The 22628-nt window shown below is 38.2% G+C and carries 25 protein-coding genes; all 25 read left to right on the top strand.

The annotated features are described in order from the left end of the window. Positions 1-9 precede the first annotated feature (9 nt). The 25 genes from FD05_RS00250 (at position 10) to FD05_RS00360 (ending at position 22614) form a co-directional block, all read left to right on the top strand. A complete protein-coding gene (locus FD05_RS00250) occupies positions 10-2310 on the top strand; it encodes a phage/plasmid primase, P4 family (RefSeq protein ID WP_020282091.1) in 2301 nt (766 codons plus the stop codon). A 286-nt stretch (positions 2311-2596) separates the two neighbouring features. Beyond that, entirely contained in the window at positions 2597-2911 is a 315-nt protein-coding gene (locus tag FD05_RS00255; protein WP_039933389.1) for a VRR-NUC domain-containing protein, read from the top strand. A gap of 1 nt (position 2912) precedes the next feature. Then, positions 2913-3326 carry a hypothetical protein gene (locus FD05_RS00260; protein ID WP_039933388.1) on the top strand — a complete coding sequence of 138 codons (414 nt, stop codon included), beginning with the start codon at positions 2913-2915 and terminating at the stop codon, positions 3324-3326. A 5-nt stretch (positions 3327-3331) separates the two neighbouring features. Beyond that, positions 3332-3730, top strand: coding sequence for a YopX family protein (locus FD05_RS00265; RefSeq protein ID WP_039933386.1), 399 nt, complete (start codon positions 3332-3334; stop codon positions 3728-3730). Beyond that, positions 3727-3942, top strand: a complete 216-nt coding sequence (locus tag FD05_RS00270) for a hypothetical protein (RefSeq protein ID WP_020282087.1) — start codon at positions 3727-3729, stop codon at positions 3940-3942. The genes FD05_RS00265 and FD05_RS00270 overlap by 4 nt, the downstream gene beginning before the upstream one ends. After that, the gene (locus tag FD05_RS00275) at positions 3935-4132 is read left to right on the top strand and encodes a hypothetical protein (protein ID WP_020282086.1); all 198 of its coding nucleotides are present in this window, start codon (positions 3935-3937) and stop codon (positions 4130-4132) included. The genes FD05_RS00270 and FD05_RS00275 overlap by 8 nt, the downstream gene beginning before the upstream one ends. A 254-nt stretch (positions 4133-4386) precedes the next feature. Beyond that, positions 4387-4578 (top strand): hypothetical protein, encoded by a 192-nt coding sequence (locus tag FD05_RS00280; protein WP_013728318.1) that lies wholly within the window; start codon positions 4387-4389, stop codon positions 4576-4578. Between the two features lie 58 nt (positions 4579-4636). Next, positions 4637-5533, top strand: coding sequence for a hypothetical protein (locus FD05_RS00285; protein WP_020282085.1), 897 nt, complete (start codon positions 4637-4639; stop codon positions 5531-5533). Then, complete coding sequence (locus tag FD05_RS00290) at positions 5511-5966, top strand: HNH endonuclease (RefSeq protein ID WP_039933384.1); 456 nt, start codon at positions 5511-5513, stop codon at positions 5964-5966. Before FD05_RS00285 ends, FD05_RS00290 begins: the two co-directional genes overlap by 23 nt. 624 nt (positions 5967-6590) lie before the next feature. Further along, entirely contained in the window at positions 6591-7109 is a 519-nt protein-coding gene (locus FD05_RS00295; RefSeq protein ID WP_003636406.1) for a phage terminase small subunit P27 family, read from the top strand. Further along, positions 7109-9004 (top strand): terminase large subunit, encoded by a 1896-nt coding sequence (locus FD05_RS00300; RefSeq protein ID WP_008214365.1) that lies wholly within the window; start codon positions 7109-7111, stop codon positions 9002-9004. The genes FD05_RS00295 and FD05_RS00300 overlap by 1 nt, the downstream gene beginning before the upstream one ends. Before the next feature lie 60 nt (positions 9005-9064). Then, the gene (locus FD05_RS11730) at positions 9065-9229 is read left to right on the top strand and encodes a hypothetical protein (protein ID WP_008214368.1); all 165 of its coding nucleotides are present in this window, start codon (positions 9065-9067) and stop codon (positions 9227-9229) included. Between the two features lie 13 nt (positions 9230-9242). Continuing rightward, positions 9243-10391 carry a phage portal protein gene (locus FD05_RS00305; RefSeq protein ID WP_039933380.1) on the top strand — a complete coding sequence of 383 codons (1149 nt, stop codon included), beginning with the start codon at positions 9243-9245 and terminating at the stop codon, positions 10389-10391. Beyond that, positions 10372-11073: a head maturation protease, ClpP-related gene (locus tag FD05_RS00310; RefSeq protein ID WP_020282081.1), complete on the top strand. Its 702-nt coding sequence runs from the start codon at positions 10372-10374 to the stop codon at positions 11071-11073. Before FD05_RS00305 ends, FD05_RS00310 begins: the two co-directional genes overlap by 20 nt. Before the next feature lie 3 nt (positions 11074-11076). Continuing rightward, positions 11077-12306 (top strand): phage major capsid protein, encoded by a 1230-nt coding sequence (locus FD05_RS00315; RefSeq protein WP_020282080.1) that lies wholly within the window; start codon positions 11077-11079, stop codon positions 12304-12306. Between the two features lie 63 nt (positions 12307-12369). Further along, positions 12370-12660, top strand: coding sequence for a head-tail connector protein (locus FD05_RS00320; protein ID WP_020282079.1), 291 nt, complete (start codon positions 12370-12372; stop codon positions 12658-12660). Continuing rightward, positions 12650-13012 (top strand): phage head closure protein, encoded by a 363-nt coding sequence (locus FD05_RS00325; protein WP_003636420.1) that lies wholly within the window; start codon positions 12650-12652, stop codon positions 13010-13012. The genes FD05_RS00320 and FD05_RS00325 overlap by 11 nt, the downstream gene beginning before the upstream one ends. Further along, a complete protein-coding gene (locus tag FD05_RS00330) occupies positions 13005-13403 on the top strand; it encodes an HK97-gp10 family putative phage morphogenesis protein (protein ID WP_039933379.1) in 399 nt (132 codons plus the stop codon). Before FD05_RS00325 ends, FD05_RS00330 begins: the two co-directional genes overlap by 8 nt. Further along, positions 13403-13792, top strand: a complete 390-nt coding sequence (locus FD05_RS00335; protein WP_020282076.1) for a DUF806 family protein — start codon at positions 13403-13405, stop codon at positions 13790-13792. Before FD05_RS00330 ends, FD05_RS00335 begins: the two co-directional genes overlap by 1 nt. Next, the gene (locus FD05_RS00340; RefSeq protein WP_020282075.1) at positions 13793-14416 is read left to right on the top strand and encodes a phage tail protein; all 624 of its coding nucleotides are present in this window, start codon (positions 13793-13795) and stop codon (positions 14414-14416) included. It abuts the gene before it with no gap. Positions 14417-14474: 58 nt separating this feature from the next. Further along, positions 14475-14852, top strand: a complete 378-nt coding sequence (locus FD05_RS00345) for a phage tail assembly chaperone (protein WP_020282074.1) — start codon at positions 14475-14477, stop codon at positions 14850-14852. Between the two features lie 44 nt (positions 14853-14896). After that, a complete protein-coding gene (locus FD05_RS11735; RefSeq protein ID WP_003636432.1) occupies positions 14897-15061 on the top strand; it encodes a hypothetical protein in 165 nt (54 codons plus the stop codon). After that, on the top strand, positions 15061-20637 hold the full coding sequence (locus tag FD05_RS00350; protein ID WP_020282073.1) for a phage tail tape measure protein: 5577 nt from the start codon (positions 15061-15063) through the stop codon (positions 20635-20637). Before FD05_RS11735 ends, FD05_RS00350 begins: the two co-directional genes overlap by 1 nt. Then, positions 20630-21859, top strand: a complete 1230-nt coding sequence (locus tag FD05_RS00355; protein WP_039933375.1) for a distal tail protein Dit — start codon at positions 20630-20632, stop codon at positions 21857-21859. Before FD05_RS00350 ends, FD05_RS00355 begins: the two co-directional genes overlap by 8 nt. 5 nt (positions 21860-21864) lie before the next feature. After that, positions 21865-22614, top strand: coding sequence for a phage distal tail protein (locus tag FD05_RS00360; RefSeq protein WP_020282071.1), 750 nt, complete (start codon positions 21865-21867; stop codon positions 22612-22614). The last annotated feature ends 14 nt before the right edge of the window (positions 22615-22628 follow it).

Raw genomic sequence — 22628 nt, forward strand, 5'->3', positions numbered from 1 at the left:
GGGTAAACAGTGGCATATGAAAACATTCCAAATGAATTACGGGCCTTAAAACAATGGGGCCTGTTTCAAAAAATCTGGCAACCTGAGCGAAATAAGTACACCAAAATACCCCACAATGCGCTCGATGGTGGAGCTGGACGCACGAATGACCCAAGTACCTGGACTGATTATCAAACAGCATTAGAAGCACTCCAAACGTATAAAATGGACGGTCTCGCGTTTTACTTTGCTAATGGTTATGTTGGGTTGGATATTGATCATATTGGAGACGAGCTGGAAAGATACGCCGCACAGGATTATCAACAAAATGAAGTTCAAGATGTGTTGACGATGACTAAATCCTATGTGGAGATTAGTTTATCCGGTACCGGGATTCATGCTATTTTTAAAGGCAAAATTCCTGGTGATCGTCGGCGCAAAGGCAACGTTGAGATGTATGAATCTGGTCGTTTCTTTGCCTTGACAGGTCGAACAGTCGGTCCATACAGTGATCGGATAAATACACCTAATTCCGAAGTGATGAAACTTATTTATAAACACTACTTTGGTGAAAGCAATGTGATAAAGCTTCCCAATCAAGCACCGATTCGACCTAATGATTTAAGTGTTGATGAAATTATTAAACGCGCGGAACTTTCGCGGACTGGTAAACGTTTCAAGATGTTTATGCACGGTGGTTGGGAGGGCTTCTATACTTCCCATTCAGAAGCTGATCTAGCCTTTTCGAATGATTTAGCTTTTTGGACGGGCCGTGATTTCAATAAAATGGATGAAATATTTCGAAAGTCTAGCCTTATGCGACCGAAATATGATGAAAAACATGGTAAAACCACTTATGGAGTTTCACTTCTTAACAAATCCATTAATGAAACTCGGGAAACCTTTAATCCACAGCAACATCCCTTGCACAAATATAATCTTAAATTCCTACAATCTAAGCCTAAAAAGAAATTACCACCTAGAAGTTGGGATGACACTGGGAATGCTGATCGATTTATTGATGTTTTTGGAAATTTAGTTAAATATTCCTATGTTGATAAGTCCTGGTATTTCTATAATGACAGTTATTGGGAAATGGACGATCAGGGAAAAGCAGCTCAACTTGTTGATATGACTGTGGATAATATGAAGAATGAGAAGTTGCATGTTGCTGCCGGCGTAGATCCTGAAAAGGCCAAAGTAGCTTGGGAAAAGTTTTTGAAGAAGTCGCGTAGTCATGCTGCCAAGCAAGCCATGATAAGTGAAGTGCAACATCGGGTTCCAGTATTGCATGGGCAGTTTGATCAAGACAAAACTTTATTGAACACGGTTAATGGTTATATTGATTTAACTTCGGGTATCTTAAAAGACCACGATATTAAGAAAATGTTCAGTCATCAGACAAGTGTGGAATACACCGACAAAATTGATTGTCCAGAATGGGATGAGTTTCTAAATCAAATTTTTGCGGGTGATCAGGAATTAATCCATTACATTCAAAAAGCGGTTGGATACTCTGCCACAGGAAGTATTAAGGAACAAGTGATGTTCATTCTGTATGGCAATGGTCGTAATGGTAAATCAATTTTCATCGATACGATTTCTGATATTCTGGGAACTTATGCCAAATCAATGCAGGCCGATTCAATTATGGTACGACAAAACAAATCGGGAGCCAACTCAGATATTGCCCGGTTGGAAAGTGCCCGATTAGTTACCTCAAGCGAACCTAATGAGGGTGTGAGATTGGACGAGGGATTAGTTAAACAATTAACCGGTGGCGATAAAGTAACCGCACGGTACTTATATGGTAAGGAATTTGAGTTTAAACCACAGTTTAAGCTGTGGTTAGCCACTAACCATAAACCAATCATTCGTGGTACTGATGACGGAATTTGGCGACGATTGATGTTAATTCCATTTTCAGTAAAAATTCCTGATGAACAGGTTGATAAAAACTTAAAAGATAAATTGAAACGTGAATCCGTGGGAATCCTTAATTGGATCGTTGAAGGTTCTTTATTATGGCAACGTGAAGGCTTGAATCCACCAATAAGCGTTACTCGTGCCAGTCGGCAATATCGTGATGAAATGGATGTTATTAGTCTATTCGTGGATGATTGCTGTGAAGTGGGTGATAATTACCGATCACCTGCAGGAGAACTTTTTAAAAAATATCAATCCTGGGCAAAAGACAATTCTGAATATTCTATGAGTAAACAGAAGTTTAGTCGTGAAATGAAACAGAAATTTGAAACCAAGAAAAGTGGATCCATATTTTATATTGGATTGAAAATTAAAGGCGATCCAAGACTGGGCTGGATTAAATAAAAATGGGAGGATAAAAGCTCTTTTGGGAGGATAATGGGAGGATCATTTTCAAGCTCAAACCCTTGATACAACTACATTTATATACTCTTTTTATACTATGGGAGGATAAATTAATAAAAGTATATAAGATAAAAGAGTAAAAAAAGATATATATAAAGGTTTGGTGAAAAGATCCTCCCATACACCCAAAAACAGGCTTTGTTCATACAGCCGCAATGGATACAGCGACTGAATCATCCTCCCATTTATCCTCCCATCCGTCATAATTATTTGGAGGCGTATAAAGATTAAATCAGAACATGAAATTCAAACAGAAATTCTTTTAGCATTATCGCGACATGATTGTACTGTTTGTCGCAGTAATGCTGGAAAGATTAAAACTGATGATGGCAGACGAATTATGTTATTTCCGAGAGGTTGGCCGGACATTACCGGTTTTGAACATCATAGTGGAAAAATGATTTTGATTGAAGTTAAAAACGAACGAGGCAAGTTACGTGACGATCAGAAGCGGTTTGCAAAATTTATTAAGCAATATCCAGTGTTATATGGTGTTTGCCGTTCTGTAGATGACGCATTAAAGATTATTGGAGGTAAATAAAATGACAGTAAAGATACTTGATAAGGAACTGTTTAAAATGTACCAAAATGCAATGGCAGAAAGTATTTCTGATTGGAAGCGAATAGCTAAATTCGCCAAATTCATTGATAAATATGCCGATGATGAAACTATTTCTAACCGTGATGATTTAGCCAGTGTTATAGATGCGATTTTAAATCATGAAACGGTGAAATTGTCTGTACCTATGTATCGCTTGAAAATGAATGGCATGGTTGGTAGTGATGGGCAACAATACGTATCTCGACGAGTAGATGATCGTGGTGGGTATTTCATCTGTGGAGTTCGTAACCCGCGCGTTTGTCGAGGCAAAATCACACAACAATTTACACGGGATGAAGCTGAATTTCTGAAGGATTTATTAAATAATTCAAGCATTCAAAGTGTGGAGGAGTGACGGTAATGAGCAGAGAAATTAAGTTCAGAGCTTGGCATATGCCGTTTGGGCCTAAAGGGCCAATGCAAGAAATGGTACATGGAAGAGCAAGCCATATTTTAGCACTTGCTGAGATGTCACCAGATGAGTATATTGTTGAGCAGTCCACTGGACTGAAAGATGAAAATGATGTAGATATTTACGAGGGCGACATCGTTTGTGTGTCTGATGCTTATGAAGACGTAGATTACGTAGACGCTGTCATTTGGGGTGATAAGGATGACTATCCAGCATTTGACCTTAAAAATCATGCCAGGGAGTATGATGCAAATGCACTATCGTCAATCTTTAATGGTGAATTTGAGACCATCGAAGTCATCGGAAATATACACGAAAATCCGGAATTGGTGGAGGTAGACAAATGAAGATCTATTGTTATTTCGTTCCGAAGTATACTTTTGTAGCTGAGCGTCGTGTTTTTAAGGTAGGCGAGGAATACCCAGTTTACATCCAAGAAGATTATTTTACGTTGGTTGCTGAAAATGGCGAGTTTAACCTAACCAAAAAAGGCCTCGACGAGACCGTTAAAAATTGGAAGGACGCAGTTAAAGTCAAAATGGAGGCAGACAATGTTTAATTATAGCAGCGAAATTAAGTGGATTAGAGTTACGGATATTGATGGTGGCTTAGTTTTGATCAATTTAGAAAAAGTGGAAAGAATCTACCGTACTAGTGATGGTTCGATATTTGAATTTGCGAATACGGTTATCCAAACTATTGTCCCATTTGAAAAAATTCCAGAACTATTGAGCGGAGGCACAGCATGACACACGAACAGATTGAGCATCACAATTACGTGCTGCAAGGCATGGAAAGATTATTTACGCGGTGCCAGTGACGGCCAATTTAACACTTTACAGAGATGAGTTGGTCACAATTAAATTGGAAGCATACAAATGAGTGACCGTCCAATTGTCGATTAGTTTTTGTTGGAGGAATGAAATTTTATGAAAGCTTGCCAATTAGCTGTTAAATGTGCACAATAAGTATATGTAATATTATTTGATTAGAGGAATTTTATATGACGTATGTGATAACAAAGCAAGGGAAAGTTCATAAACTGAAAGAATTTCGCAGTATTCAAGCAGTTTTGAAAGCAGAAACCGGTTTGCCAATCAAAACCTGGATGGTTGAAAAATCTGTTCAGCATCATCAAACCATCTGTGGATGGACAATTTCTGAAATAAACGCAAAGAAATCCGTTAATAATTAGTTTCTCCTTATCGTCAATGTCTAGCTGTAAGTAAACCAAGTTTAAAGGCGGTGAAAAAATGGGAAATGAAAACTTAGTAAAAGCGATTGCTAAGAGCCGAAACTTTGAAAATGGCATTAACCGGATTCATTATTCAATTCATTGTTCAAAAGACGATGCTTTTAGTCTATTAATTGAGCAAGTATTAAGACGAATTCATTTTTGGAATTCTAACAATGCTAATACCTTGATTAAGGCATTCAGCGATCATAGCAATCCAGATTTTAAGAATAAGCAATGGGCAATTACCTACGCTGCTAAAGATGTGGTTGAAGATTATTATGGTCACAAGACGTTATTGGTAGAGAATTTTGATAAATCTGATGAACTTGGACAATTGGCGCCTATAAATTGTAAAAGTTCAGTGTCGGTTGAGAATTCATTGGTGAATAAGGTTATTTCATTATTCCCGACGGATAAAACCAAACTGTTTGTAAAAAGCCTGCTTAAATATGGAAAAATAGCTACAATGGATATTTTTTCAATGACTGATAAAAAGTTTGAACATGCATTGTATGATCGTATAGCTTACGTTAAATCAAATGCACAAATGTTTACGGAGCAGTTAAGTGGTTTCGATCATCAGGATACGTTAGATAAGCTAAAGGTATTAGGTGATTTTGAATATTGCCTTAATAAATACGCTGATCCAATGACATTAAACAGCGAAGTTCACACCTTATTTATCAGCAATAGCGACTTGTTCAATGATATATTCGATTACGCAACTAAAGTATATGGAATGAAATACCAAGGCATTGTTTGGAAATCGTTTGGTTTAATTAATGATCATCAATTGAAACTGGATGAATACAAATTAATTGATTCAATCATTGATTTACAGCAGGAATTAAGTAAACAGTTCGTACCGAAAGAAGGACAGGTGAGCTTATATGAAGCTACATATCTGTCATGAGGTTGGCTGTCAAGCATTGATACCAATGGGGCAAAGGTATTGCAGTGAGCACGTTACACAGCACCAGAAGCCCAACCATGCAGTCAGTTCTGCACGAAACCGAGAGTACAATATGTACTATCGTGATCAAACAGCGAATCAGTTTTATCACTCAAAGGAATGGAAAAAGATTCGGCAATTTGTTGCTGCACGAGATTATTATTTAGATGCAGTCACTGGCTTGCCAGTCTCAAACGATAAGATTATTGTTGACCACATTGTGCCTAGACGTGTCTTACCAGTTGATAAATGGTTAGACGTGGATAACTTATGGTGCTTGTCACCGACTACGCATAATACGAAAACCAAGATTGAACAATCACTCAATCAAAACCAACTCAAACACTGCAGCAAACGTTGGTGGATTAAAGTATTATCTGAACGCACGAAATAAACATCCCTGATGTAGGAAACTCCTGCCAGCTTGGATGGTAATAATTTCAGGGGTGGGTACCGTTTCTTGGATGGTGGGGATCTTCATCAACAAAATTAAAAAAAGATGTCTTTGTGAAACGACAAAGTGTTTTTCAGGTGGTATCATGTAGGTAATCGGAATAAATATTTCTGATGAGTTTTACTTATTAAAAACAATTTTTTCAACCTCCTTTAGGTGATATAGATATAAAGAAAAAATTGTTTAAAGCTTACTGTTTGAACCTTACAAAAAATATTCAATTTAGGTGAATGTTTAAACACCCCCGGGGTGGTGAAAGCCTAGGGGAGCGCACGCCCAGGAGTAGCGCACGTTAAAAGTTGTAAATTCAAAACTTTTTTATGGGCTTACTATAACTGGGTGCACGCAATTTCACAAATTGCTTATATGAATAACCCTACTATAATGACTATATATATTTTCCTCCTAAAAGTTAATATAATTAGACGTTTTTTCACGATTGTAGGGTGTATACGTTCGAACAGTGTGTTTAATGATTTTTTTGTGATTCATTAGTCTAAATGAATCAGATTGAAAGAGTCCCTATTGGGGGCTCTTTTTTATTGCTTGGAGGTGAACTAAAAAATGCCAAAACAAATGAAACTAACTACAGACAAGCATGCTCGCAAGGATCAGCGAGTTAGAACTCAAAAACTAATAACGGAAACTTCTGGAATGGATTTGATTCAAAAGAGTTGTCCAAAATATCTGTCAAGTTATGCGCGAGCAATGTGGACGAAACTTGTACCAATTTTGCAAGCATCAGGATATGTTAAACAGGCCGACAAGGGAACAATTGAAGCGTTTTGTATTAACTATCAATTATTGCGGAAAGGCTATGACTCAATTAAAACAGATGGTGTTGTCACCAAGGTTTCTAAGACTGTGGTCAATCAACGAACTGGAGAAACATATGAAGACAACGCAGGCTGGAAACGTAATCCGGCATCACAAATTATTGATTCTGCTACGGCAAAATTAAACAGCTTAGCACACGAATTAGGCTTAACACCATCTGCACGAGCCTCATTACTGCAACTCTCAGATGACAACGATGAGGAACCCAATATTAAAGAGATGTTAAATGGGGGAAGTGAGTTTTAGTGGTACAGGAATTTGATTTTACTCAAAGAAATACTAACTTGGATAAAATATTTCAGCAGCTTGATGGGAAAGGCTACTTTGATGAAATCAAAAGCAAATACCGTGATCCGGCCACTGTTTATTGCTACCGGGTATTAACTGGTCAACAGTTAGCCTGCAAAACAATTAAACTAGCAGCGTTTAGACATTTGAATGATTTAAAGCGATCCACGGAAGGTAATTTTCCGTATTACTATGATTTGGATAAATGCCGAAATATCTGTAACTTCGCACGCATGTGCCCTGATGTTTCTCAAAACAAGCCAATACCACTGATGATTTGGCAACAAGCAATCTTGTGCCTTTCTCAGGGATGGCGAACAAAGGAAGACAAGCAAAAGCGATTTGAGCGATGTATGGTTTCAGTGGCTCGGACTAATGGTAAGTCATATTTATTGAATATCTTGATACTTTACGCTTACTTGGTCGAGGCTAGTGACCAGTTTAACGCTGATTTGTGTTACTTGGCACCAGTTGATAAGCAGTCTAAGAAGTCTTGGCGTTACATTAAACAGACTTTTAACAGCTTACAAGAAATGCCTGGATTTCGTAAATTAATCAAGGATCAGAATATTGCGATTAATGATGATGTTTTGAAATCCACGAAAACTCAAAACCAGATATTACGAATGACAGCTGGTAGTGCACAATTAGATGCCTTTCATTTCCTTTTTGCCACTGTGGATGAATACGGGGATGAAAACTTTAATTCAGATGTGATTTCTAAAGTAACTTCTGGACAAGTTCAAACTAGTAACCGGCAAACATTTTTTATCAGTACGGCATACAGTAACCCTAAAGTCCCGATGTATAGTGATGTTAGACGACTCACTAAGGTGATGGAAAAAGATTCTAACCGAACGGAAGATTCAACGTTGGCATTAATTTGGCAGCAGGATGATCAAGATGAAGTTGAGAACCCCGAAACATGGGTGAAAAGTAATCCATTACTAGATTTACCGGCTAAGCATGATACCCTACTGAAAGGGTTAATTAGTGAACGTGATTCTAAGCTAGAAGACGGCACATTAAATGATTTCATTAACCGTAACCTCAATATGTGGTTGCAGACTGCTAAAGATAAATATTTGAAATTAGAGGATATACAAAAGTCAGTTGTTTCTGATTTCGAAATTGATAATCAAGATTGCTATGTGGGTTTTGATTTATCACATGCTTCAGATGATACGGCTTATAGTTTTGTTTTCCCACATTTGAATGGCGAACAAAAGAAATATTTCATCTTGCAGCATTCATTTGTTCCGTTAGCCCGAGCAGATAATTCCATTATTGTGAAAGAAAAACAAGATGGAATTAATTACTCAAACGCAGAAAAGTTAGGCTTTTGTGATATTTCGCAAAATTCTTATGGCTTAATTGATGAAGATTTTGTTGGGCGCTGGTTCCTGGATTTTGTTAACGATCATCATTTGAAAGTCAAGGCCTTCATTTATGATCCTTATCAGGCTAGTGCGATTACTGATTGGTTGGATAATAATATGCCAGAAGTGCCTTTTATTACTTTAAAGCAAGGGACGGTTAGTTTGAGCTCGCCCACAGTATTTTTGAGAAATCAGTTTATTGCGGGAAATATTGAGATGCTGGCTGATCCGATTTTGCAGACCTGCTTGGCTAACGCTGTAACAGTGGCTAATCCATATGGTATTAAAATTGATCGAACGGCGTTGACTTCGAAAATTGATTGTGCCGATGCCACTATCGATGCCATGTCTCAAGCCCTTTTTTATTTTGAAAATCCTAATCATGGCCTTAAAGAAGATAAAAAGAATCCATTTAATGGAATGAGTAATGAGGAGGTCAACGAATTCTTTACCAGTGATCATTTTAGCTTTTAATATTTTCAACACTTGTTGGGTGATATATGTAGTGAATAAATTATTAGGGAGGCAGATTAGTTGAATCTGAAACAACTATGGACAGGTTTAATCACTAACCTGTCTTTTATATTATTTTTATTTGGGTTAATTGCATTTGTGGTTGCCGCAAGCCTTATTAATTTTATTGTAGGTTGGGTAGTGGCCGGGATTGCTTTAATCGTTTTAGCCTATGTCATTTCGTGAAAGGAGGCGTTGAATGCTGAACCCCTTTAAAAATTTTATGTCAAAACAAACACAAACAATTAGTACCACCGGGTATTCACCATTTATGTTAAATGGTACATTGTTATCCACTAACACTGTGGATGCAGACGGAGCACTGCAAAATAGTGATATTTATGCGGTGATTAATCGAATTGCAGGTGATGTGGCCAGCTGTGAATTTAAAACAGACCAATATAGCAACATGCTAAATCAGCCCAGCACATTATTGAGTGCTTATAATTTTTGGCAAGCAGTTAGTGCTCAAATGATGTTAACTGGCAACGCCTTTGTTCTAATTCAGCGAAATGGCAATGGAAGTCCAGCAGGGTTGACCTTAATCCCGTTTTACCAGGTCAGCATTACTTTAGATAATCAACAAAATGTTCTTTATTACACAGTTAATTACGGTGATGACCGAGGGCAGGTGACATATTTAGCTGCCGATATTTTACATTTTCGCTTGTTTGTTTCTGGGCAAGTTGCCACTGAACTAGTGGGTAGCAGTCCGCTAAACAGTTTAGCTAAAGAAATTAACATCCAGAACTATAGTAATCAATTGTCACTGAGCAGTTTAAAGAATGCAATTGCGCCTAGTTATACGATTACGGTTCCGGCGGCCAAATTGGAACCGGAAGCTAAAGAAAATATTAGAAAATCGTTTGAGAATCAGAATTCTGGTTCGAATGCTGGTCGACCAATTGTTTTGGATCAATCTGCTCAGCTTGATTCCTTACAGATTAATCCGGATATAGCTAAATTATTAAATAATGCCACGTTTAGTCAGACCCAGATTGCCAAGGCTTTTTGTGTTCCAGATAGTTATTTAAATGGTCAAGGTGACGAACAATCATCAATTGAGATGATTCGTTCTTTGTATCAAAATAGTTTGAGCCTATATATTCGGCCAATTGAATCGGAGTTGTCGTTGAAATTGGGAATTGATATAAAAATGGATATTAATTCGGCTATTGATGTTGATCATCAGCAATTAATTAGTAATATTACTAAATTAAGTACTGGTCAGTCACCAGCATTAACGCCACAACAAGCACAAACAATTCTGAAACAAACGGGCGTTTTTCCTAATCTAAAAGTTTCAGCAGTGGAAGGAGGTGATGATAATGACAACAGTACCAATTAAAGGTGTTGTATCTAGTGATGATGATGCTGAAGTATATGAATTCTTTGGCTATTCAACAGTTACTCCTTCCGCAGTTAAAGATGCGTTAAGCACTGCAAATGGTCAAAATATTGTTGCCGAAATTAATTCACCTGGTGGCGATGTGTTTGCGGGTTCTGAGATATATACCGCACTTAAGAATTATACCGGTAATGTGGAAGTTGATATTGTCGGACTAGCAGCGAGTGCGGCCAGTGTCATTGCAATGGCTGGTGATACGATTAAAATTTCGCCAACGGCTCAATTAATGATTCATCGGGCTTCCACTGTATCTCAAGGGAATGCAGATGATTTATCCAGCGATTTACAAGGCTTGAACTCGACTGATCAATCAATTGCAAATGTTTATGTGCAACGAACAGGACTGGAACCACAAGCAGTTATGCAAATGATGAAACAAGAAACATATATCAACGCCAAAGATGCCGTTGAACAGGGATTTGCAGACGAAATGATGTTTGATGATCAACCAGCCAAAGTTACTAATATGCTCTCGCCGGTTATGTTGAGTAATCAGGCAATTAGTAAAATTAAATCATTGCTAACCAAAGTAAAAGAAAAGCCTAAAGAAACTAATAGCCAAACTAGTGACCAATTGCGATCACATAAGTTGGCTATTTTATTTAAGAAAGAAGGAAATTAAATTATGGATTTAAATAAGCTGCACGATGCTTGGCTTGAAGCTGGTCAAAAAGTAACGGACCTTCAAGAAAAGCGTAATCAAATGGCAGTTGAACTGAACGATTCTCCTGAAAAATATTCAGATGAGAATCTAACTAAAATTGCTGATTCAATTGATAAAGCAAAGAAGACCCGAGATTTTGCTAAAGGTGCATATGATGATGCCCTGGCAACTGCTAAATTAGTAAAGCCTGATAAACCAGCTGCAGGTGGTCAAAAAGATGTTACGCCAAAAGACAAGCCTAAGTTTATTAATATTGTCAAGGGAGCCTTAAAGGGTGATCCAAAGTTTTTGAATTTGATGTCTAGTGGACTTGATGTCAATGGAAACGGTGTTGGTTTGACGATTCCAGACGATGTCCAAACAACCATCAATACTTTAAAGCAAACTTTTACGTCGTTGGAGCCATTAGTAACTGTGGAAGGAGTTAGCGCACCATCTGGTTCACGAGTTATTGAACCACGTCAGTCGGTAACTCCATTTGCTAATTTGGATGATGAAACAGCGCAAATTGGTAATAACGATGATCCGGCAGCCTTTAAGCCATTAACTTATAAAATTCATCGCTATGCTGGTATTTCTAGCATTACAAATACTTTGATGAATGATAGTGATGCCAACCTCTTAGCATATTTGGAAAACTGGATTGCTAAGAAAGATGTTATTACTCGAAACAGTGAAATTTTAAAAGCGTTGGCTAAGTTACCAAGCGCACAAAAAACCACAGTTAATAGTTTTGACGCCATTAAGGATATTTACAACAAGGAATTGGATCCACTGATTTGGAATGAATCTGCATTTGTTACTAACCAATCAGGCTTTGCTGTTCTGGATAAAGTCAAGGATAATAACGGACAATACGTCATTCAGCCTAACCCGCTTAATCCATCACAAAAAATGTTGGCTGGTAAGACAATTACAGTTATTGCCGATGCCTTTCTGCCCAATGATGAAAGCAGTTTCCCACTTTACATTGGTGCTTTGACGGAAGCTGTTCGTCTATTCGACCTTCAGCAGATGTCTTTGTTGGCCACCAACATTGGCGCCGGTTCTTTCGAAAATGACTTGACTAAGATTCGGGCAATTGACCGCTTCGATGTCGAATTGTGGGATACCCAATCGGTCATTTATGCACCATTTACTGGGTTGGCAGATTTAACTCCTGCTGCAAAGACTAGTTCAACTGGCAAGTAATTGAAATAAGTCGCCAATGAAATAAACAATACAGTGATGGGCGGCTGTTAGGAGGGGTGTCATGTGACGGTTAATCCGAAAGAATTAATGGATGAGTTGCATATTGACCAAAGTCCGACTGAATTAACGACTGTTACCAATTTGATTAATGAAGCAACCGAGATTGTCAATCATTCAGTCAGTTCAACTGAAACCCAATATCAGGCCTCATCAATTTACGACTTAGCAATAAAAACACTGGCAACTCAATTATATTATGATCGGGAATTATCTAAAGGGATGTCAGCTGGTTTGTTGATGATGCTAGATCAACTCCAAGGAATGGTTTCAGGAAGTGATCCGGATGGCACTTAATAAATTTAGTCCGGAGCAGTTTAATCGGCAAGCCCAGTTTGGAACGGCTTTACCAACAATTAATCCTAATACTGGTGCATCAGGAACGCAATTTAAACCACAGTTCGTGTTATGGTGCATGCCTTATACGCGAACTAACACACAGAACGTTTCGCTTTTGGGAACAGATTTTGAAGATACTATTCAAATTGTTATTCGACACAATCCGTTAATTGACAAAGGTCTGCTAGTTCAATATCAAGACCAACTATATCAAATCGTTAATTTGAGTTTAGATGATAGCAATAAAATTGTGACTTATGACATTTTGACTCTACAGATTAATGAGAGGGTTGGTAAAAAACATGGTTAGTATGGCCGAACAATTAGACGATTATTTAGCGAAAATAAAACGATTGGTACCCAACCGGGCGGAAAGAACTATAATCACTAAAGCCGGTGCCGATGTTTTACAAAAGAAATTGGCTAATAAAACTAAGCAGCTACATTACACTAATCGAATTGCCTCAGAAAAGGATCCACATTTAGCTGATAGTGTGCTAGTTAGTATGACAAACGTTGATGGTGATGTGGATGGGACAGCGACAGTTGGCTGGGTCAAGAAAAAAGCAGTGATTGCTCGCTGGCTAAATGATGGCACTGTTTACATTGTCGGTGATCACTTTGTGGAAAAGACCCGTGAGGAAACTCGTTCTGATATATTAAAATCTGAATATATTAAGTGGAAGGAGCTGGGTCACTAATGGAATTACCAGTTATGACTGTTTATCAGTTAATTCAATCTTTACACTATGGTTGGATTGACCAGCTTTATTCCATGAACATTCCTCCCGGAGCTGATACTTCTGGAAAGCAGACCATTGTCTTGATTACTTCCATTACTGAACCGTTGGGCGGATATCGGAACGATCAATTTAGTAATATGCAAGCTAATATTCAAGTTCAAATATTTTGGAAAAAAGATACACAAGAAAATATTTTTAATGAAGAAGTTGCCCTAATGAATAATTTGGATAATCAGGATTGGCTGGTTAGCTCACATGAGCCTAACACTGTGGATCCAGACACCGATCAAGTTACGGCAACTTTTTCAGTTACTAAAACAATTATAGTAAAGAAAGAAGGACTTTAAATGTCAACACATGGTATTAAAGATGTCACCTTTGGTTTGGTTGATGCTAATGGTAAATTACTGACTAGCGATGCAGGAGTAGGAACTAATGGTATCTATTTAGTGGATGGCGATGCTAAAGGCGCTACGACGGCCACAGTTTCTGGCTTGGAAGCCGCGGGTACTGTCGCCTATGCTAATGATGAAGCAAAACGAGTTTCAAATGGTCAGGCACAACCAGAGGTCGCATTGGAATTCTTGGATATTGATTTTGACGAGTTGCAAAAACTCAAAGGATATATTCATGATGCGGCTAATGGTGGTTGGACACGTCGATTGCCAAAGCCCCATGTAGCAATGTTGTTACATTTTCGTTCATACACGAATATTGATATGTACGAAGGCTTTGCTAATGGTCAACTAATTGAAACTGGTAGTTCTCATGCAACGGATAATAATGCTGAAACTGATGCCAATACGGCGTTAACTTACCAAGCATTAACACCAGCTGACAATACAATCTTCAACGGAGAACCGTACAAGATTTGGATGTCTCAAGATACTGGATTTGATAAAGCTAAAATGTTGGCCGAAGTCTTTGGTGGTTATTCAGCTACTACCGGCGTTAAAATGCCAGGAAAATAAATTAAGGCGGGGATTGTTCCCCGTATACATAACTAAATAAAATAAAGGAGTTTTGATCATGAAAATTAATATTACTCGATTAGGTTTACGTAAAAAGTCAGCTGAGGTTAAGACTACTGTAGGAGTCGTTGAGAAAGCACAAAATTTACAAATTCAATTGTTGAAATCAGATTCAATTGACTTTACTAATGATGATCCACTAGTAGTTTTAGAAACGCAAAAGAAAATGGTTCAAGGATTAGTGCAATTTATGATTGATATTTTTAAGCTATCCGACAAAGAAGTTGAAAAGATTAAATCCACTTTGGATTTTACGGATTTTCAAAATTTCATGGCCTATGTATTATTCCGGTTTCAAGGTATGAGCGATGAAGATTGGGAGACTGTTACTAAACAACAAACTGAGGAATCAGCAGACCCAAAAGAAAGCAATTAAGATTAGCCAAATTAATTAATGACCTAAGCATATCCCAACAAGATATGCTTTTTTTTAAACAACAAATGATGAAGCAAGGAATCTTACCAGATGAGTTAAACCGACAAGATTACTTTGAATTTATGGCAGTCTTAAATGCTAAAGATAAGAAGAAACAAGTAACAGATCCGGTTGTCGAGTTATTAAATAAACGAAAGGGGACTGACTAATGGCCACAATTAATGATGTAATGAGTACTTCAATTCGCTTGGATGCAGTGCAACCCGCACGGTCATTAAAAACTTTAACTAATTACATTAAAGCTAATACCAATGCATGGCGTTCTCAGGAGGTGGCCTTAAAATCTTCTGGAGATAAGCTAGATGCTTTAAAAACTAGGTATCAAGGAATATCAGAAGAAATCAAAGGTTATAACTTAAAAATTGATGAGCTAAAACGTCGACAGTCAGGCCTTGATCAAACAACCAACCAAGGTTCAGAAAAGTATGCCAAATATGCTAATCAGATTGCTAAAGCACAAGAGAAGATTGCTGGTTTAAATGATCAACAGTCTAAGGCGGAAAAGCAATTTGAATACCTTAATTCAGGACTATCTGGATTACAGCGCAACTATCATAACCTTAATCAGGTAACTAATTCTTATGTGGATGCGCTAAAGGCTCAAGGAAAGATTAACCAGGCTGGTCAAGTAAAGCTTAAAGGCCTTAAGGAAGGATTGAATAGCTTATCTGATCAGTACAGATTACAAAATAGTGAACTCAGTAAAAACTCACAGGCTTATAAACAAGCCCAGTTGGCCTATGAAAAACAACAAAATGTTGTTAACCGCCTCGCCAATGATACCCACAAGAATGCGGATGAATATGTTCAAGAAAAGGAAAAACTTAATCAATTAAAAGGTAGCTTGGACATTGCTAACGAAGCTTTTAACACCCAACAAGTACGAGTCAACAAAACAGCCACTTCACTGGCCAATGTGCGTTCTGATGTGGTCAAGTACGATTTACAAGTCGGTCACATGAGTGATGCAATGGTGCGATTGGGCGATAAAGCTAACATTGCTAAGAATAAATTTAAAAATTCATTTGGATCAATTAAAGGTAGTTTACTAGGTGCCAGCGTAGCGATGGGGACATTGGGAGCAGCAGCTTTTTCTGGCGCTAAAAAAGCAACTGAACTTCAAAATGTTTATAAAGTAAACCAAAACTTACTGGTTACGGGTGGCGACAAGGCTAAAACTGCTATTAAAACCGTGACAGAAATGCAAAAAGACGGGGCTAAGTACGCTCTTAAATATGGAGTTAGTCAAAAAGAAATTGCTGATCAATACCAGGATTTAATCAAGCGTGGTCATACAGGTGCTGAATCATTAGCGGTTATGAAAACTGAACTACAAGCCAGTGTGGCTTCTAGTGATGACTTTAAAGATGTGGTTAAAGTATCAAGCCAGGCGATTGAAGCATTTGGCATGAAAACCAATAATACGGCAAAAATGATGCACAACACTAAACGTGTAGTTAATGCATTAGCTTATTCTGCTGACATGACTGCTACTGACTTCCACAGTTTAGGCAAAGGCATGGAATATGTAGGCGATTCAGCTCATAATGCGGACTTTAGTATTGAGCAAACTTCCGCTGCTTTAGGTGAATTGAGTAACCATGGCTTGGAAGCTGATAAAGCTGGGACAGGTCTGCGAAAAATTATTACTAGTTTAGCAGCTCCAACAAATTCAGCTATGGGCGCTTTAAATGAAATTGGAATTAAATCAACTAAAATATTCCAAACTGCCAATGGTAATTTCAAAACGTTGCCTGCAATTTTTAAAATTATTGAGGAACATACTAAAAAACTTGGTGGAGCTGATACAGCGCGCATCTTTAAAAATGTTTTTGGTCAAACTGGCATGCAAGCAGCTCAAATCTTAGCTAAATATAATGGCCAATTGGCTGATTTAACCAACAATGTTTCTAAAGCAAGCAAAGCTGGGACTTACGTTCAAAGATTAGCTAACAAAAATGCTCAAACTGCCCAAATGTCTCAGAAACGATTTAAGCAAGCCTGGGATCAATTATCAATTATGTTTGGGTCTAAGTTGTTGCCATATATGACAAAAGCAGCTAATCAAATGACCAAGCTCTTTGGTGAAAAAGGCTTTCAGAAAGATATTGGTAAAACGGCTACTTTAACTGCACATGTGGCAGGAGGAATCGCCAATATTGGCATTTTTGCTATTAAACATTATGAAGGTGTCAAGCGCTTTGGTGAAGCATTAACTGCAATTTGGGCAGTTGGCAAAGTTTATAAATACTTTAAAATATTTAGCGACCTTACTTCTGTTTTTAGTGGTCAAAAGCTAAAGGTGAACCGATTGACATCAGCATATGATGATCAAACTTTAGCTATTGAACGTAACACTAAGGCTAAAGAAGCTAATGTGGATGCCGGAAATGGTACCAGTACAATTGATGATATTGCTGATAACGCTGGTGGTGAAGGTAAGGTTGCCGAAGATGCTGAAAAAGACGGTAAAATAGCGGTTCACGACATAGATGATACAAGTAAAGTCACCGAAGATACCGGAAAGATAGGCCGATTCGCTAAATTAGCTGAAAAGTTTAAAGGTGTTAGCAAATTAGGAAAGGTTGTTGCAGGCTCTGTAGGTGTCTTAGACGTTTTAAATTCAGCAACTGATTTAATTGGCATGAAAAAGAAGAGTGCCGGTTCACACATCGGCGCTGCTACTGGTTCACTAGGTGGTACAGCAGCTGGTGCAGCAATCGGGACAGCTATTTTACCTGGAATTGGCACAGCTGTTGGCGCTGGATTGGGTGGCTTGGTTGGTGAAGGTGTTGGTCGTAAGTTTGGTAAAGCTATTCAAAAAGGACTTTCAGCACAAAAAATCCATACACCTAAATTATCTACCAAGTCTTCTTTCAAGAAACTTTCTGATGAAGCGACAAGCTATTATAAAAACCGTGAAGCTCAGGACAAGAAGAACTTACAATTACTTTATAAAAACGGGGACATTACTAAAAAAGAGTATGAAAAACGTCTGCAAGTCATTAAGGGTGAAGGTTCTAAAGCCAATCGATTAACTCTGATGAGTCAGAAAGATCAGCAAGCAATTGCCAAATATTATGCACAATCACGGCAACGACTAACGGAATCATGGAATAAAAAGATTCTAAAAGCTGAGAATAAATATGGTAAGGGATCCGTTCAAGTTGAAAAGTTGCAGAAGGAAAAGAAAGAAGCACTTGAGAAACAACATCTTAAATTTGCTACGAAAGTAACTGCTAAGGAAGCCGAACTGCATACTACCTTAGCTGGCCAGATTAAATTGTCTACTAATAAGATTGCTAAAGATTATAAAACGCTCACTGAAAAGAGTAAAAAGTATTCCAAAGAAAAAATGATTAAATTGGTGGCTAATGCCGATGAAGAGCAAAAATCTGTCAGTAAAAAAGCCAACGATGAATATCATAGTGTCTATAACGCTGCTTGGAAGAAATATAAAAATACAGTTAAAGCAGCAGATGAAGAGTACAAGGGAAATAGTTCGGCTGCCAAGGCACAACGCCAAAAAATTATTGAGGAGGCTCGTAAACAAAGAATTGGTGTGATTAATCATGCCAATAAACAAAAAAACGATTCAATCACTAAAGCAAAACAGCAGTCTGATAAGGTTTACGATTATGCGCATAATCAAAATCAGAAGGTAACAGCTCAGGCTGTTTCTCAATATGAGAGTATTAAGAAAAATAATTCCAAAACCAAAGACAATTACAGTCTCTCCTGGCATGGCATCTGGAAGTCAGTTGGTAATTGGATTGGCAAACTGGTAAATGGGATGAATAAGAATGCCATTTCAGCCCAGAACAAAGTCTTTAAACAATACGGTGGTTCACAAACTTTGGATCAGATTCCAACGGTAGCCTGGGCAACAGGTACCGGATTATTGAAAAATGGTTTATTAACCCAACCGGTTTTGGCTAAGCTTAATGATGGTCACGATTCACCAGAAACACATAATAAAGAAATCATTGTCCACGCAGATGGGCAATTAGAACCAGTTGAAGGTAAAGATACTCACCGGTTCCTAGAAGCTGGTTCCGGCGTTTTAAATGCTACAGAGTCTAAGATGTTAATGGCTTTAAATGGCATGCAGCACTTTGCGTCAGGTACTGGTTTATTTGGTGGTATCGGGAAACTCTTTAAAGGCATTTGGGGTTCTTTAAAACAGAAGTTGTCGGCACTATCACACATTGCTAATCATTCTGATGCAACTTTCAAACAAGTTTTTCAACCTAATTTTGGCGATATAAAGGGAACAGTTGGGAAGAACTTTGCCAATATGTTTGGCAAACGCGACAAGCAACAGGGTTCGGTTTGGTGGGATACTGCCTGGAATATGCTACATGGCATGGTTTCCGAAGGCGGCGGTCAAACTGATTCAGCATTTTTGAATGAAGCTAAGAAATTGGCAAATAGTGCCCATCACCGATATTCTGAAGGCTCTAATGTCCGCTTAGGACCGAATTATTATGATTGTTCTGGCTTAGTTTATGAGACTTTGAAACACATGGGAATTACAGTTCCTGGTGGCTCGACTACTGTCCCTGAATACAACTTTTCTAAGCCTGTATCTTGGAAGAATGCGAAGACTGGTGATTTAGCGTTCTTCGGTCGTGGAGGAAGTCAACACGTTGGTATCGTGGTCGATAACAGTGGTTCTGGACATATGTTCAGTGCCGAAAATCCAAAGGACGGGATTAAATATTCTACCATCAAGGGCTTCGGTGATTTTGTTGGGATTCGAAGAGTGCCTGGGTTGATTGACAAAGTTAAAAAGTCAACTAAATCTCATAAACAAAGTTCTGGGTTACAAACACTAGTAAAATCTCAATTAAAGCATTCCGGGGTTTGGAGTTGGGTATCGAAAAATTTAAAACCATTATGGCAAAAATTGTTTGGTAGTTTAAGCAGCTTTGGATTAAGTGGTGATGTGGCAGCTAGAGCTAAAACCTTAGCTAAAGCATTGAAAAAGCTGGATCCACGCGCAACTAAAGCAGGAATTGCTGCAATTCTTGGTAATTGGGAATTTGAGTCAGGATTAAATCCTAACGCAAGAAATTCATCTGGTGGAGCTTCTGGGCTTGGGCAGTGGTTAGGTGGTAGACTGAATCATTTGAAATCATATGCTCAACGTCATGGTGAAAACTGGCGCAATGCAGCTACCCAATTAAAGTTTGCGTTAAGCGATGACAGTTCTGATTCTTCTGTATTTAAACGAATCCTCGAGGGTCACGGTTCGATCACTTCGTTAGCTAGTCAGTTTTCTGAAGATTGGGAACGTGGTGGCTATACGGGGCAACACGTTAACGGTGCGAAGAAAGTTGCTAATTATTTAGGATATGCGAATGGTGGCTTAGTTGATCAAGAACAGTTAATTAAAGTAGCCGAACGTAATAAACCGGAAACCATCATTCCATGGGATATTAATAAACGAGGACGAGCCTATGAATTGCTAGCTGATACTATGGCTCATTTTAAGCAAACAGATCAGCACACCAACCAATCAAGCAATTCGGATGGTCAGGCTGTCAAAAGACTTGAAGCAAAGTTTGATACAATGATTAAACTTATGAGTCAATTGGTCGATGGCCAAAACAATCCGATTCCGGCAGTAGTGACTGACAAGCAAGTTGTTCAGGCAGTCAATAAGCATAACAAACGAACAACGGCTAAGAATAATTGGGGAAGAGGTGTAACCTTTGGCTAATAACGATAATTATGATGTAAACACATTTGATTTTGCGTTTGATGAAGATGGAAATGGTGGTTTTAATTCGGAAGACGATTTAGGCATATTTCTAAATCATGTATCGAAACCGTTAGCCCCCAATATTACTGAGTCATTTCAAGACGTCCCTAAACGTTATGGTGGTGTGTACTTGGGAACAGACTACGGTGAAAAAGAATTCGACATTCCAATTACCTGTTTCTGTACCACCCGCGATGAATATAACGAACGAATTAAAACATTAACTAACGTTTTAGTTAATACCAGCAGTGATGCTGATACTGAATATCCGTTGAGGTTTAATGACGATCCAGATGTAACTTATTATGGACACTTTACGAGTATTCCAACACCGACATTTATTAATGAAGGTGTTCAGGACTTTCAAACTACGTTAGTCTTCATGCTGGCAGATCCACGTGGATTTCTACCACAGAAGGAAATAAAAATTACAGACAATGATCAGCAAATTATTCCCGAAGGAAATACGGAAGTTGATCCAATTATTCATATTATTCCGAAAACCGATCTTTATTATGTGGGTTATGAAACAAATGATGATTATGTAGCGGTTGGATATAATGTTGATGACGGTGATACGACTACGGATAGTGATGGCAACGTCACAGTCATGGGACAATCTCAAACTCAACAGGTTGACGATCCCTGCAACTCATTAGCAACGTGGATTCAATGTAGTGAAAATACACAAGCTTTTCCAATTTATAAGGGTGAGTTAGATGGAAAATCGGCAGCCACTGGTACTTCAATTATGGTGGCTAAAGATAAAGATGATCATTACGAATGGGGATCTCGTGGGAAACACAAGAATTTTTACGGACCAGCGGTTATGCATAATGGTCTACCGAAAATTACTCCCTATTGGAAAGTTTCGGTACGCTTACATCATGTTAAACGAATGAAAAATGAGCGGGCGATGGGAAAAATCGAAGCTTATTTGTTGGACAATAACGGTAATGTTTGTGGAAGAATGGGCATTGAAGATTATTCGATGGGCCGTTATCCACGGGCGTTTATTCAATTAGGCAATAATTTTGATAGTAGTAACTCTGGTAGTTATTTAACATTGCTGTTTGATGAAGGTAATGGTCAGCAGAAACAAAATGAGGCTACCAAGCATGTTAAAGTTGCCTACACCAAAACGGTCACCGTTAAGAAGACGACTAAAAAGAAGAAGTGATATAAATGAATCTACAATTCTTTGCGCGGAAGAAACGAAAAACTCGTAAGAAGACTAAGACTAAAAAGAAACGAGTTGTGAAATCTAAAAAGGGTGGCAAGAAGAGTAGTAGTAAAGGGGGCAAAAAAACATCAGCTCCCAAAGCTACAACAAAGAAGAAAAAGGAAAAAGAATATGTAACTGAAACCTCGTATATGAATAAGGATGCCTACTCGAATTTTTATGGTGAATTTATTCTTGAACGACAGAAAAAATCGGATAGTTCGGGGAATGTTTACGACAACTGGGTAGCAGAAATTAACCAGTGGGATCCTAAAACCGGTGAGCCATATAGTGTTAACAATACAAGTAAAACTCACATGCATAAGGAAAAGTTGGATAAATCCGGTAAGTTTGGTTTTGCTTTAGCCAACTTAGGCGTTTTCTTTGGTAAGCATGATATTAAAGAGGACTTAGTTAATCCAGTGGTGGCGTATAAGTCAGATTATGAAGCTTTAACCAATTATGAAGAATGGCGCAGTGATGGCTCTACTGATCCAGATGATACGCCACATATTATTGCCAAGGCTGGTCAAGAAATTATTATTGATACGGCCAACAATAAAGTTACTATTGATGGAAAACCGGCCGATAAATACGTTTCATGGTTATCGACCTTCCCTAAATTAACCGGTGGGGTTCCACAAACTCTACACTTTTTCCCGGATCCCAAAAATGCTGATGTAACAATTGAATATCGACCAGCAATTAAGTAGTCACGAAAGCGACT

It is taken from the genome of Lentilactobacillus otakiensis DSM 19908 = JCM 15040, from assembly GCF_001434145.1.
Classification (GTDB): Bacteria; Bacillota; Bacilli; order Lactobacillales; family Lactobacillaceae; genus Lentilactobacillus; species Lentilactobacillus otakiensis.